The following is a 12,813-nucleotide window of genomic DNA, read 5'->3' on the forward strand; positions in this document are numbered from 1 at the left end:
CCTGCCTGGTCAGAAGACCAGGTTGAAGTAGTCCCAGTCGGTGGAGATGGTCTTGCCCTTGGCGTCGAGCCACTGGCCGTAGCCGTTGGTCGTGTAGATCCGCATCTGGTGGAGGTTGTTGACGCCCAACATGTCCACCATGTTGTCGCCGTCCCAGTCGCCCGGGGTGATGATGTTCTTGAAGCCACCCCAGCCGCTGCCGATCAGGTCGCCCTTCGGGTTGGTCCACCCGCCGGTGCCGTTGGACTGGTACAGCTTCAGGTCACCGCCCGAGGTGCGGCCGATGATCACCTCACGCCCGTCGCCCTTCCAGGCACCCGGCGTCAGGAACAGGTTGAAGGTGTTCCAACCGGTGCCGATCAGGACGCCCTTCGGGTTCTCCCAGCCGCCCGCACCGTTGCTGGTGTAGCGGACCAGCTCGCCGTTGGACCGGCGGACCAGCAGGCTCGGCCGGTTGTTGCCGACCCAGTTGTTGGTCACCATGAGCGAGGTGAAGTTCTGCCAACCGGTGCCGACCAGCTTGGCCCCGCCGACGAAGTTGCCCGCGCCGTCGGTGTCGTACCGGTACAGCTCGCCGTTCGGCCGCATCGCCATGATGGACGGCTTGTTGTCGCCGTTCCAGTTGTAGACGCGGAAGATGCGGCTGAAGCCGCCCCAGCCCGAGCTGATCGGGCGGGACATGTAGAAGCCGCCGAACCCGTCCTTGCCGAAGCCACTGCCGTAGTGCAGCCAGAGGTCGCCGGCAGCGTCCCGGGACATCAGGTCGGTGTGACCGTCACCGGTCCAGTCGGCGTTGACCAGCGGCGGCCGGGTGAAGTCCGCCTTGACCGTGGTGACGTAGTTGTTCAGCCGCACGTAGTAGCCGGCGTACTTGCCACACGGCCGGAAGCCCCAGCTGGTGATGCCCACCTGCTTGCCGCCGACGACGAGCGGGCCGCCCGAGTCGCCGTTGCAGGTGTCGCTGCCCAGCTCCGCGTCGGTGCCGCCAGTGCCGGCACAGATCATCTCGTTCGGGAAGTAGAGACCCGTAGCGTTGCAGTCGGCGTTGGACCGCATCGGCACGGTGGCCTTGCGCAGCCGGCTGTCCGGGTTCTGTTCGTCGGACGAGGTCTTGCCGTAACCGGCGATCACCCCGGTGGTGCCGGCCGTGTACGGCGCCTGGTCGCCCTGGGTGCCCATGGCGATCGGGGTGTACTCGGCGGGCAGGTTCTTCTTGAGAGTGATCACCGAAACGTCGTTGCGGATCGGCGCGTTCTCGTCGGCGTACTGCTGTTCGAGGTTCCAGTTCGGGTGCGACCAGGTGGAGGCCACCTCGGCGACGTACCCGCTGTTGTTGAGGATGTTGCCGTTGGAGTCGAGGATCTGATCGTTACCGGCGATGACCCGGGTGGTGCCCGGCCCGTCGGTGACGCAGTGCGCGGCCGTCAGCACCTTGTTTCCGGCGATGATCGTGCCGGTGCACCAGTACCAGTAGGACTCACCGTCGACCTTGAGGGTGGTGACGATCCCGACGATGTACGGGAACTCCGAGGCGCTGGCGAGTTCCCCCTTCACGATGCGGGGTGACGCCCCGGTGCCGGACTGGAACCGGCGTCCCTTGGCGCCCGGCTCGGGCAGCTTCAGCTCGCCCTTTTGCAGGTTCGGCAGCTTGTCCAGGTTCCTCTTCCCGGACTCGCCCGCCGCGTTGTAGACGCCGTCCCCGGCGGGGGCGGCCTGCGCGACGGTCGCGGGTGCGACGGCCACGACGCCGGCGAGGGCCAGGCCCGCGACGACACCGGCCGACAACCGCCGTCTGGCTCCTGCGGATGTTGCCACTTCAGCCACTGATGGTTTCCCGTCGTTCGATTAACGAGGCACTCGGAACTGCGCAGATTGGGTGCCCGACCGGACGGAAAGACGACAATCGACACCCGGGCCTGATTGCCCCGCGCGAAAGATGTTGCCCCCGTCGCCTGAGCCAGTGACGGTGCGTCGACTTCGGCCGATGATCGCACCCGTTTGGCAATTCCAAGCCGTCGAACGATATCAAGCATCCCGCCGGAGAAAAAGATCCGTAAAGGTGATTCTTCAATCAGCCCAAGGGTCCGACCAGGCACACCCTGCGGCCCACGACCGGTCAGGGCGTGCTGGTCGCCTTAGGACGGTCGTCGCGCACGTGCACCAGCATGTCGCCGGTTTCGATGACCGCGCCGGCCCGGTCGGCCAGGGTGACCACCTTGCCCCGCCGGACCAGGGCGATGACCAGCGATTCCAGCTCCCGGGGGGAGCGGCCCACCTCGGAACGCTCGGCGGAGCGCATTGCCAGCGCCATGCCCTGGCCGGGGGTGAGCAGGTCCTCCACCACGTCGATCAGCGGTGGGGCCGAGGTGGACAGACCCAGCAGCCGGCCGGCGGTGGCCGAGGAGACGATCACGTGGTGGGCGCCGCTCTGCTTGAGCAGTGGGGCGTTCTCGGCCTCGCGCGCGGCGGCGATGATCCGCACCTGCCCGGCGGTGAGTTGCCGCACGGTCAGGGCCACCAGGACCGAGGCGTCGTCGCTGTCGGTCGCGATGATCACCGCTTTGGCGTTGCGTACGTGCGCCTCGTTGAGCACCGACGAGCGGGTCGCCGAGCCCTCGATCGCCACCAGGCCGGCCGAGGTCGCCTGCCGCAGTGCCGGCCCGCTGCGCTCCACCACCACGATCCGGGACTTGTCCAGCCCGTTCTCCAACAGGGCGGAGACCGCGCTGCGGCCCTTCGTGCCGTAGCCGCAGATGATGACGTGGTCCTTCACGGCTCTCCTCCACCGCGACAGGCGACGCCCGGTGCGGTACTGCTCGGTCAGCACTTCCAGCGTGGTACCCACCAGGATGATCAGGAAGAGCACCCGGGCCGGCGTGATGTAGACGACGTTGATCAGCCGGGCGGTCTGACTGATCGGGGTGATGTCGCCGTAGCCGGTGGTCGAGAGAGTGACCACCGCGTAGTAGAAGCAGTCGAGGAGGGTCAGCCCGTCCTCCTCGACGTCGCGGTAGCCGTCCCGGTCGAGGTAGACCACGGCGACGGTGGCGAAGACCAGGCCGACGGCGGCGGCCAGCCGGAGACTCAGCGCGCTCAGAGGGCCCCGTCGCTGCGCGGGAAAATGGATCATGTAAGAGCCTGCCCCGGACCTGTCGTCGCCTGCACGACCACAACATAGCGGCCTGTGCGGATCTCGCATGGCGGGGTCGCCGACCCGGGCGGCGACGGATCGCGGCACGACGCGCGCCCGGGCGGGCCGACCCGCGCGGCCGGCAGGGGGCATGATGGAGGACGTCCCCTGGACGACGAGCCCGAGAGTGAGGCCGGCATGTCCCTGCTGCGACGAGTGATCGGTGGGGTGCTGCGCCGGCTCCGGCTGCGGCAGGGCCGCACGCTGCGGGAGGTGGCCGAGGCCGCCGGGGTGTCGGTTCCTTATTTGTCCGAGGTCGAACGCGGTCGCAAGGAGGCCTCCTCGGAGGTGCTCGCGGCGATCTGCCGGGCGCTCGGCATCCACCTGTCCGACCTGCTCGAGGAGGCGCGCGACGACCTGCGCCGGGTCGAGCCGCGGATCCCGGCCGCGCCCCGGGCCAGCCAGGGCCGGCTGGAGCGGGCTGAGGTCGGCCGGCCCGACACCGCCACCCCGGCCGTCCGGGTCGGTCCCCGGGCCGGCGGCCCCCTGCTCCACCTGGGGCCACGCACCGGTGGTCCGACCCTCCGGGTCGGGCGCCCCGCCTCCGCCGGGGGCGGTCGCCCCGGCCCGCGTACCCGCGTCGTGCTCGGCTGCGGGCGGACGCGGGCGGGCGCGCGGCAATTGACCGTCGTCTAGGCCGGCCGGTTCTGCCGTCGGCAGATCGGCCGACGGCAGAATTGCTGGGTTCCCGGGCCCGTCGCGCGCAGGCTGGAGGGGCCGGTTTCCGGGCGCCCTCCGGTCGCCCGCCGGCACTGCCGGGAGGGCGGACGCGATGATCGGTCTCGACGTGCGGATGTTGGACGGTGGGCAGCCGTCCTTCGGTGACCAGGTGTTCGATCGGCTGCTGAGGGAGCGGATCATCTTCCTCGGCACGGAGGTGACCGATGCCTCGGCGAACCAGATCTGCGCCCAGATGCTGCTGCTCGCCGCCGAGGATCCGGAGCGGGACATCGTGCTCTACATCAACTCGCCGGGCGGCTCGGTGAGCGCGGGGATGGCGGTCTACGACACGATGCGGTTCGTCCGCAACGACGTGGCCACGGTGGCGCTCGGCTTCGCCGGCTCGATGGGGCAGTTCCTGCTCTGCGCGGGCACGGCCGGCAAGCGTTACGCGCTGCCCCACTCGCGGATCATGATGCACCAGCCGTCCGGCGGGTTCGGCGGCACCGTCGCGGACATCACCATCCAGGCGGAGAACATGCTGCACGTGAAGCGGACCATGCAGGAGCTGATCGCCCAGCACAGCGGGCGCAGCCTGGCGGAGATCCAGCGGGACTGGGACCGTGACCGGTGGTTCACCGCCGAGGAGGCCCGCGAGTACGGGCTGATCGACCGGGTGGTCACGAAGGCCGAGCAGCTTCCGGCGAGCTGACGGTCCGGGCCGCGACGGGGGCGGTCCGGGCCATACCGGCGCCGGACGCGCCCCCTCGATCCGCGTCCGGCCCCCGGTACGCGATGGCCACTGATGGTGCTGGCCGCCGTACGCAGAGCCTATTCCCGGCAATGAGAATCCGTGCGGACGACAGCTTGCAGCGTATTGGGCACGAATCTCGTTACACCCGACGGCGGGGCGGCCTGAGCTTGCGGTCAACCCCGCCGGGGGTCAGACGGTCGGCACCACCATCGGGGTGCCGGTCACCGGGTTCGGCATCACCACGCTCGGCAGGCCGAAGACCTCCCGCATGAGATCCGCGTCCACCACGTCGGCCGGCGGCCCCTGCGCGACGACCCGGCCACCCTTCATCGCCACGAGGTGATCGGCGAAGCGGCACGCCTGGTTGATGTCGTGCAGGACCGCGACGATCGTACGGCCCTCGTCGCGCAGCCGCGCGAAGAGCGCCAGCAGCTCGTACTGGTGGGTGATGTCGAGGAACGTGGTGGGCTCGTCGAGCAGCAGGTACGGCGTCTCCTGCGCGAGCACCATCGCGATCCAGACCCGCTGCCGCTGGCCCCCGGACAGCTCCTCGACGGGCCGCTCGGCCAGGTCCGCGACGCCGGCCACCGTCATGGCCGAGCGGACCGCCTCCTCGTCGGCGGCCGACCCCGTGCCGAGCAGGGACTGGTGCGGGTAGCGGCCCCGGGCGACGAGCCGCCGGACGACGATGTTCTCCGGGGCGACCAGGCCCTGCGGCAGGAACCCGACCTGGCGCGCGAACCGCTTCGGACGGTGGTCGGCGACGTCCCGACCGTCGAGGCGGACCGCGCCCGACGACGGCGTGAGCAGTCGGACGAACGCCTTCAGCAACGTCGACTTTCCGCACGCGTTGGGCCCGACGATGGCCGTGAACGCACCGTCCGGCACGGCCAGGCTCACCCGCGTCGACACCACCCGCTCGCCGTAGCCGAGCGTGACGTCCTCCGCGGTCAGGCGGCTGCTCACCGTCGTTTCACCTCCATGCTCAACAACCAGATGAGATAGCAGCCGCCGATCGCCGTGGTGACCACACCGACCGGCAGGGCGACCGGTGCCAGCAGCAGTTGCGCGACGAGATCGGCGGCCAGCAGCAGCACCGCGCCGGTCAGCGCCGCCGGCACCAGGGGCACGCCCGCGGCCCCCGCCAGCCGCCGGCCGATCTGGGGCGCGGCGAGGGCGATGAACACGACCGGCCCGGCGACGGCGGTCACGGTGGCGGTGCAGCCCACGCCGGCCAGGACCATCAGCAGCCGCAGCCGACCCAGCCGTACGCCGCTGGTGCGGGCGATCTCGTCGCCCAGTGCCGCCTGGTGCAGGGCGTGGGAGATCACGAGGAGCAGCAGCACGAACACGCCGATGACGGCGAACGGCAACCGGATCTCGGCCCAGTCGACCCCGTTGAGCGAGCCGGCACTCCACCCGGTGGCGGCCATCGCCACGTCGATCTCGGCCCGCAGCACGATCCAGGAGTTGAGCGCGGTGAGCATCGCGTTGACGGCGATCCCGACGACGACCAGCCGCAGGCCGCTGAGCCCGGAGTCCAGCGACAGCAGGTAGATGACCGCGGCGGCCAGCAGCCCGCCCGCCACCGAGCCCGCCGCGAGCTGCCCGGCGCTGCCGTTCAGCACCGTGATCGCCACCAGCGCACCCGTGTACGCGCCCGCGTCGAGGCCGATGACGTCCGGGCTGCCCAGCGCGTTGCGGGTCAGGTTCTGGAAGATCGCCCCGGCGAGCCCCAGGGACGCGCCGAAGACCAGTGCGGCCGCCACCCGGGGCAACCGCCACTCCCTGATCACGAAGGCCGAGTCGCCGCCCCTGGTCAGGGCCGTGAACACCTCCGCCGGGGTGGCCCAGTCCTGCCCGTGGCAGAGGGCCAGCAGGGCGAGGCCCGCCGCGACCGCGACGAGCACCGACGACACGACGGCCGTACGGCGTTCGACCTCGACCACGACCGGTCCCGCCCGCAGCGTCAGCGTGCTCACAGCGTCGCCGCCCCGTAGCGGCGGACGGCCCAGATCAGCACCGGACCACCCAGGAACGCCGTGACGATCGACACCGGCACCTCGCCGGTGGGCAGCAGGATCCGCGAGCCGATGTCGGCGACGAGCAGCAGGATCGGCCCGAGCAGCATCGAGTACGCCATGATCCACGGAATCGAGTCGACCGCCAGCCGCCGCGCCAGGTGCGGCACCATCAGGCCGACGAACGCGATCGGCCCGGCGACGGCGGTGGCGACGCCGGTGAGCACGGTGACGAGCACCAGGACGGTGATCCGGATCCGCGTCACGTGGGCGCCGAGCGCGTGGGCGACGTCCTCGCCGAGGGCCAGCGCGTTCAGCGGTCCGGTGGTGGCCATCGCGGCGACCAGGGCGACCACGGTCACCAGCACGGGCAGCAGCAACGGCGTCTGCTCGGTGCCGGCCAGCGCCCCCACCGACCAGAACCGGTAGCGGTCGAAGACGTCGGGGAAGGTCAGCCGCAGGCCGAGCGAGACGCCCATCAGGACCCAGCCCAGCGCGACGCCGGCCAGGACCAGCCGCAGCGGCGAGACCCGCCCGACGGCGTAGACCGCGACCGCGGCGAGGGCGGCGCCGGCCACCGCGAGCCCGAGCTGCCCGGCCTGCGATCCGGCGACGCCTGCCAGGACGCCCAGGTTGATCGCGAAGCCGGCCCCGGCGGTCACGCCGAGGATGCCGGGCTCGGCCAGCGGGTTGCGGGTCAGTGTCTGGATCAGCACGCCGGCCGCGCCGAGGGCGGCGCCGACGCAGACGCCGAGGATCGTGCGGGGCAGCCGGATGTCGCGTACGACGAGGTGGTCCGCGGTGCCCGCGAAGTCGGTGAGGGCCCGCCAGACCTCGGCCACCGCGACGGCGCGGGCGCCCACCACCAGGCTCGCGCCCGCCGCGACGACGAGCAGCGCGGCGGACACGAGCAGGAGGGTCGCGCGTCGGGACAGGTCAGTCTTCAAGCCCGGCGATCCCGCGTTTCCAGTATCCGGTGATCAGCGAGTCGAGGCGGTCCCGGCTCCAGGCGCGCAGCGGCTTGATGTCGGTCGCCTCGCCGGCCGCGAAGAGGAAGCTCCGCCCGGCCGGCAGGCGCAGCGACCGCACCTCCTCCGCGAGCGTCGAGCTGATGCCCTCGCGCACCAGCCAGGTCACCGCCACCCGGTCGCGCGGCGTCAGCGGGTAACCCCGTTCGGCGGCGTCGTCGACCTCGACCACGACGTGGGCCGACACGTCGGCCGGGGAGTCCTCCAGCCACCGGCCGACCGCCGGCAGGGCGGTGCCGTCGACGGCGAAGACGTAGTGGTCGTAGGTGTGCGGGAACGCCTTCGCCCCGGGCGGGCCGGCGATCGTCGCCTCGTCGCCCACCGCCGCGGAGGCGGCCCAGGTCGAGGCGACTCCGCCGTCGTGCAGCACGAAGTCCAGGTCGATCTCGTGGGCGGCGGCGTCGTACCGGCGCACGGTGTACTTGCGGGAGGTGGGCGACGGCCGAGGCCAGTCGAGCATCCCCTGCCCGTCCGGGACGGGGTCGCGGCGGGTGCCGTCCGGATCGGGGAAGACGACCTTGACGTGGTCGTCGGCCTGGTACGTGTGGAAGCCCGCGAGGTCCGGGCCGCCGAGGGTCAGCCGCAGCATGCGCGGGGTCAGCTGCCGCCGGGCGAGGACCCGGACGCGCCGCACCCCGATCGGGTAGCCGATCCGGGTCGTACCGCTGCCGGCGCGGTGGTGGGCGGCGACCCGCGCCGCCGGGTCGTGCCGGTCGACGGTCATCGGGTGAGCAGCGGCGCGAAGGCCTTGTCGATGGAGTCGAGGGTCTTGAGGGCCGACTCGTACGTCGCCGCCTCCGTGTACCGGAGCGGGAACACCCGGCCGGCCTTGACGGCGGGCAGGTTCTTCCACAGCGCGGAGTCGAGCACCTGCTTCACCGCCTCCGCGGGGGTGCCGTCGGGCTGGACCGTGTACGTGATGGCGTCCGCCTCGCCGAGGCTCTCCGGCAGTTCCTCGAGCGCCGGGTACTCGCTGACGTCGCGCCCGCCGCCGCCCTTCTCCTTGACCTCGCCGTAGTAGGTCACGCCCGCGTCCTGAGCGATGTTCGTGCCCCACGCCTTGGCGAACTCACGCTGGAAGGTGCCCTTGGAGATGTCGCCGTAGGAGCCCACGTGCCCGAACTTCAGGCTGGCGAGCGCGGTGCCGTACCTGGCCTTCAGCTCCCCCGCTTTCTTCTCGTACGCGTCCTTGGCCGCCTGGAAGTGCTCGGTGCGGCCGGCGGCGTCGGACTGGCGGCGGGACAGTTCACGCCAGGCGTCGGGAACCGTGGGGCCGATCGCTACGACGGGCGCGATGCTCTCGAGCCGCTTCATGTCGATGTCGCCGAGGACCGGCTTCGGCACGCCGATCACGATGAGGTCCGGCTTGGCGGCGGCGATGGCCTCGTAGTTGGTCTCGGCGGCGGCCTCGCCGGCGACCTTGGACAGCCGGTCGTAGGTGGCGCGGTCCTGCTCGGTCATCATCGCCAGGCCGCGCTTCCAGGTCGAGATCCCGACCAGGGCGGCGTCCGCCTCGATGAGGACCGGCACCGCGTAGCCGGTGGCGACGACGCGCTTGGGGTCGACGGGGATGCTGATCTCGCCGTTGTCGGCGGCGAAGACGCGGGTGTCGGAGCCACCGCCGGACGTCGCGGCTGATTCGGCGCCGTCCGAGCCGCAGCCGGTCAGCACGGCGAGGGCCAGGGCTGCGGCAACGGTCAGACGCCGGTGCTGTCGTACGGACATCTACACAGTTCCTTTGCGGGGCATCAAGGGGTGGCAACCCCACTGGGCTGCAAAGGTTAGGTTAACCTTACTTTTTCGTGCGGGATGTCGACGAGAGGTCAACCCATGTCGGGGAGAGGTCAGAGCGTGACGGTCACGGGCCCGATCACGGCGGATCCCGTCAGCTGCGACGAGTTCGGCTACGGCCTCGGCCACCCCGACGGCATCCTCGTCCTGCGCTACCGGTCGGTGACCCGCCTGGCGTTCGGCGAGAACCGGCAGGACTTCCTGCACCAGCTCTACTGGTCGCCCGACGGCCTGCTCTCCGCCCGTCACGGTGGGCACACCACCTTCGTCGGGCCGGACGAGGTCTTCTGGGTCCACCGGGCGGTGACCCACGAGGTGCACGCGGCGGACCGGCAGTCCGTCTACCGGATCTGCCTGCGCGAGGTGCCCCCCGCCCTGGCCGGGCTGCGGGCCGGCGTCGCCGCCATCGACGCCGAGGCGGCTCGGCTCGTCCTCGCGCTCACCGACCGGGGGTACGACGAACGCGACGCGCCCGAGGCCCGCAGCCGCATCATGGCCGGGCTCGACCCCCGGTCCCACCCGGCCGACGACCGGCAGGCCGGCGGCCCGGGCGTCGCGGTGGCGGTCGCCACGGCGCTGGCACACGACCCCGGCGACAGCACCGGCCTCGCCGAATGGGCCGAACGCCTGCACGTCAGCGTCAAGACGCTGCAACGCGACTTCGCCCGCGAGTTCGGCATGTCGTACTCGCAGTGGCGGACGAGGCTGCGCCTGCGCGCGTCGCTGGCGCTGCTGGAGACCCGACCGGTCGGCGAGGTCGCCCGCCGCATCGGGTACGCCAGCCCGTCCGCCTTCATCTCCGCCTTCGCCCGGGAGTACGGCTACACGCCGGGACGCGCCGCTGCGATGAGACGCACCGCCGACACGCCCGTGCCGTCGTCCCGTCCCGGGCCGGGGTCCGCCCGCTCGTAGTCGTCCGGCCCGGCGCACCGAAAAGGGTTGGGCGGCACCCCGATCCGGGTACCGGACGAAACGGAAACGAGACGCGGTCCCGGTCCGTCCGGGATTCAGGTCCCCGGGATGACCTTTAGACTAAGGTCACAGTCCGTAATCCGGATTCCCCCGGACAATCGGAAGGACAACACATGATCGAGACCATGCAGATGAGGCCGATCAACCCCGAGTCGGTGCCGGAGGCCACGGGCGGTTACCACAACGCGCTGGAGGTCCAGACCGCCGGACGGATGCTGTTCATCAGCGGGCAGATCCCCCAGTCCCGGGACGGCCACGTCCCGGCCACCCCCGAAGCGCAGTGCCGACAGGTCTGGGACAACATCCGGGCCGTCCTCGCCGAGGCCGGCATGGGCGTCGACAACCTGGTCAAGGTCACCACGTTCCTGGCCGACCGCGGGCACGCCGACGTCAACACCAGGGTCCGCAACGAGGTGCTCGGTGCGCACCGCCCGGCCCTGACGGTGATCATCACCGGGATCTTCGACCCGGAGTGGGTCATCGAGATCGAGGCGATCGCCGTCGCCTGACCGCCCACCGACGGTCAGGCGGTCATGGCGGGAGGCTGGCCGCGCAGGGGGACCAGCTGGTCGCACTCGGGGTTGTGGCCCAGTTCGCGCACGTGGGCCCGGACCAACTCGGGGATCCGGTAGCGGCCGTCGGGCAGCGCCTCGGCGAGCCCCGTGTCGACCAGACGTTCGACGGCGACCTCGGCGGCAGCCGTCGGCTGACCCGACAACGCGGCGAGGTTCGACACGCTGACCATGCCTCGGTCCAGCCGACCCAGCAGGCACAACGCCCGCAGCGCCACGCCGTCGCCGTCGCCGTACCGGGCCAGCACCCGCACCGCGCCGGCCAAACAGTCCCGGACCGTCATCGATTCGCAGACCAGGGCGTCGAGCCGGCCGGCGGGATCGGCCAGCCGGGCGGCGAAGGCGGCGAGGGACCAGTTCTGCCGGGTCGCGAGCCGGGCTGCCGCGATCCGCAGGGCCAGGGGCAGCGCGTCGCAGCGCTCCACGAGCATCCGCGCCGCCTCGGGCTCGGCATCCACCCGCTCGGCGCCGAGGTGGTCACGGAGCATGTCGAGCGCGTCGTCCGGGTCGAGCGAGCCGACCGACACCCGGGTGGCGCCGTCGAGCGTGGTCATCCCGGAACGCGAGGTGGCGATCAGGGCGCCACCGGCCGGCATCGGCCCGAGGACACGCACCTGCGCGGCGGTCGCCACGTCGTCGAGGACGACCAGGACCCGGCGGCCGGTCAACAGCGTCGACCAGCCCGACGCCGGGTGCTCGTTCCTCGGTGACGAGAGTCCCAGGGCGTCGGCCAGGACCCGCACCGCCCGGGCGGCCTCCGCCGGCCCGTCAGGCGTCCCCCCACCCATGGGTACGAACACCAGCCCGCCCGGATATTCCGCGGCCAACTCGTGGGCGGCGCGTACCGCCAGGGCGGTCTTTCCGGCGCCGGCCAGGCCCTGGACCACGCCCAACCGCCCCGACCGCACCCCCTTGAGGAGCCGGTCCAACTCGGAGTGCCGCCCGCGCAGGGTCACCGGGTCGGCGGGGAAGCGGGAGACCGGCGGGCTCGACGTGACCACCCGGGCAGGCGGACGGGCGCCGGGTCGGTCCGGCCGCAGCGACGGGTCGTTGCGCAGGATCCGCTGTTCCAGGTCGCGCAGGGACTCGCTGGGCTCGATGCCGAGCTCGTCGACCAGCAGCCGCCGCAGGTCGCGGTACGCGCCCAGGGCGACCGCCTGCTGGCCGTCGCGGTACAGGGCGGTCATCAGATGGGCGTGCAGGCGCTCCCGCAGCGGGTGCTGGCTGACGAGCACCTTGAGTTCCGGCAGCAGCATGTTGTGCCGGCCCAGCTCCAACTCGGCGCCGATGCGTGCCTCGACCGTCGCGATCCGGGTCTCCTCCAGCCGGGCCACCTCGGCCATCACCAGCGGGGTCGGCCGGACGTCGGCCAGCGGGGCGCCACGCCACAGCGCCAGCGCCGCGTCGAAGCCCTCGACGGCGGCGTGCGGCAGGCCGGCCGCCAGATCGGTGTGGGCCTGCCTGATCAGCCGCTCGCACTCGCCGATGTCGATCGTCTCCGCGGCGACCACCAGGCGGTAGCCGGGGCTCCGGGTGGTCAGGACCCGACCCTCCCGGTCGTTGAGGGCCCGGCGCAGCCGCCACGCGTACCCGGCGACGAGGCCACTGGCCGAGGCCGGCGGGTTGTCGTCCCAGAGTTCGGCGACCAGTTGTTCGAGCGACACCACCTGGTCGGCCTTGAGCAGCAGCATCGCCAGCAACGCGCGCTGTTTCGCCGAGCCGATCCCCCGCCACTGGACGCCGTCGTGGAACTCCACCGGTCCCATCAGCCGGAACCTCAGGCGAGCGGGCGGTGACTGCCGCGGGATGGGCATCTCTGCTCTCG

At 71.8% G+C, this 12,813-nt stretch carries 12 protein-coding genes; 4 read left to right on the forward strand and 8 right to left on the reverse strand.

The genetic code is table 11. The features are described from left to right. Positions 1 to 9 precede the first annotated feature (9 nt). The gene (locus tag GA0070608_RS06530) at positions 10 to 1,785 is read right to left on the reverse strand and encodes a trypsin-like serine protease (protein WP_141719413.1); all 1,776 of its coding nucleotides are present in this window, start codon (positions 1,783 to 1,785) and stop codon (positions 10 to 12) included. Positions 1,786 to 2,116: 331 nt separating this feature from the next. Continuing rightward, positions 2,117 to 3,130 carry a potassium channel family protein gene (locus tag GA0070608_RS06535; protein ID WP_091623379.1) on the reverse strand — a complete coding sequence of 338 codons (1,014 nt, stop codon included), beginning with the start codon at positions 3,128 to 3,130 and terminating at the stop codon, positions 2,117 to 2,119. A 198-nt stretch (positions 3,131 to 3,328) separates the two neighbouring features. Between GA0070608_RS06535 and GA0070608_RS34135 the strand changes: the two genes are divergently transcribed. Both GA0070608_RS34135 and GA0070608_RS06545 read left to right on the forward strand, forming a co-directional pair. Next, on the forward strand, positions 3,329 to 3,826 hold the full coding sequence (locus tag GA0070608_RS34135) for a helix-turn-helix domain-containing protein (RefSeq protein ID WP_091623382.1): 498 nt from the start codon (positions 3,329 to 3,331) through the stop codon (positions 3,824 to 3,826). 136 nt (positions 3,827 to 3,962) lie between these two features. Further along, the gene (locus GA0070608_RS06545) at positions 3,963 to 4,562 is read left to right on the forward strand and encodes a ClpP family protease (protein WP_091623385.1); all 600 of its coding nucleotides are present in this window, start codon (positions 3,963 to 3,965) and stop codon (positions 4,560 to 4,562) included. Positions 4,563 to 4,793: 231 nt separating this feature from the next. Here GA0070608_RS06545 and GA0070608_RS06550 read toward each other — a convergent pair whose 3' ends face one another. The 5 genes from GA0070608_RS06550 to GA0070608_RS06570 are packed head-to-tail and all read right to left on the reverse strand — an operon-like array spanning position 4,794 to position 9,378. After that, entirely contained in the window at positions 4,794 to 5,570 is a 777-nt protein-coding gene (locus tag GA0070608_RS06550; protein WP_091623390.1) for an ABC transporter ATP-binding protein, read from the reverse strand. After that, positions 5,567 to 6,586: a FecCD family ABC transporter permease gene (locus tag GA0070608_RS06555; protein WP_218107494.1), complete on the reverse strand. Its 1,020-nt coding sequence runs from the start codon at positions 6,584 to 6,586 to the stop codon at positions 5,567 to 5,569. Before GA0070608_RS06555 ends, GA0070608_RS06550 begins: the two co-directional genes overlap by 4 nt. Further along, positions 6,583 to 7,572: a FecCD family ABC transporter permease gene (locus tag GA0070608_RS06560; protein ID WP_218107495.1), complete on the reverse strand. Its 990-nt coding sequence runs from the start codon at positions 7,570 to 7,572 to the stop codon at positions 6,583 to 6,585. The genes GA0070608_RS06555 and GA0070608_RS06560 overlap by 4 nt, the downstream gene beginning before the upstream one ends. Further along, complete coding sequence (locus tag GA0070608_RS06565; RefSeq protein WP_091623396.1) at positions 7,562 to 8,377, reverse strand: siderophore-interacting protein; 816 nt, start codon at positions 8,375 to 8,377, stop codon at positions 7,562 to 7,564. Before GA0070608_RS06565 ends, GA0070608_RS06560 begins: the two co-directional genes overlap by 11 nt. Further along, positions 8,374 to 9,378 (reverse strand): ABC transporter substrate-binding protein, encoded by a 1,005-nt coding sequence (locus tag GA0070608_RS06570; RefSeq protein ID WP_091623400.1) that lies wholly within the window; start codon positions 9,376 to 9,378, stop codon positions 8,374 to 8,376. Before GA0070608_RS06570 ends, GA0070608_RS06565 begins: the two co-directional genes overlap by 4 nt. A 126-nt stretch (positions 9,379 to 9,504) precedes the next feature. Here GA0070608_RS06570 and GA0070608_RS06575 point away from each other — a divergent pair, with 126 nt between their 5' ends. Further along, on the forward strand, positions 9,505 to 10,356 hold the full coding sequence (locus tag GA0070608_RS06575) for a helix-turn-helix transcriptional regulator (RefSeq protein WP_218107496.1): 852 nt from the start codon (positions 9,505 to 9,507) through the stop codon (positions 10,354 to 10,356). A 173-nt stretch (positions 10,357 to 10,529) separates the two neighbouring features. Further along, entirely contained in the window at positions 10,530 to 10,925 is a 396-nt protein-coding gene (locus GA0070608_RS06580; protein WP_091623409.1) for a RidA family protein, read from the forward strand. A 14-nt stretch (positions 10,926 to 10,939) separates the two neighbouring features. Here the strand turns inward: GA0070608_RS06580 and GA0070608_RS06585 are convergent, their stop codons facing one another. Next, positions 10,940 to 12,754 (reverse strand): AfsR/SARP family transcriptional regulator, encoded by a 1,815-nt coding sequence (locus tag GA0070608_RS06585; RefSeq protein WP_245715717.1) that lies wholly within the window; start codon positions 12,752 to 12,754, stop codon positions 10,940 to 10,942. Positions 12,755 to 12,813 lie beyond the last annotated feature (59 nt).

The organism is Micromonospora peucetia, assembly GCF_900091625.1.
In the GTDB taxonomy this organism is placed as follows: domain Bacteria; phylum Actinomycetota; class Actinomycetes; order Mycobacteriales; family Micromonosporaceae; genus Micromonospora; species Micromonospora peucetia.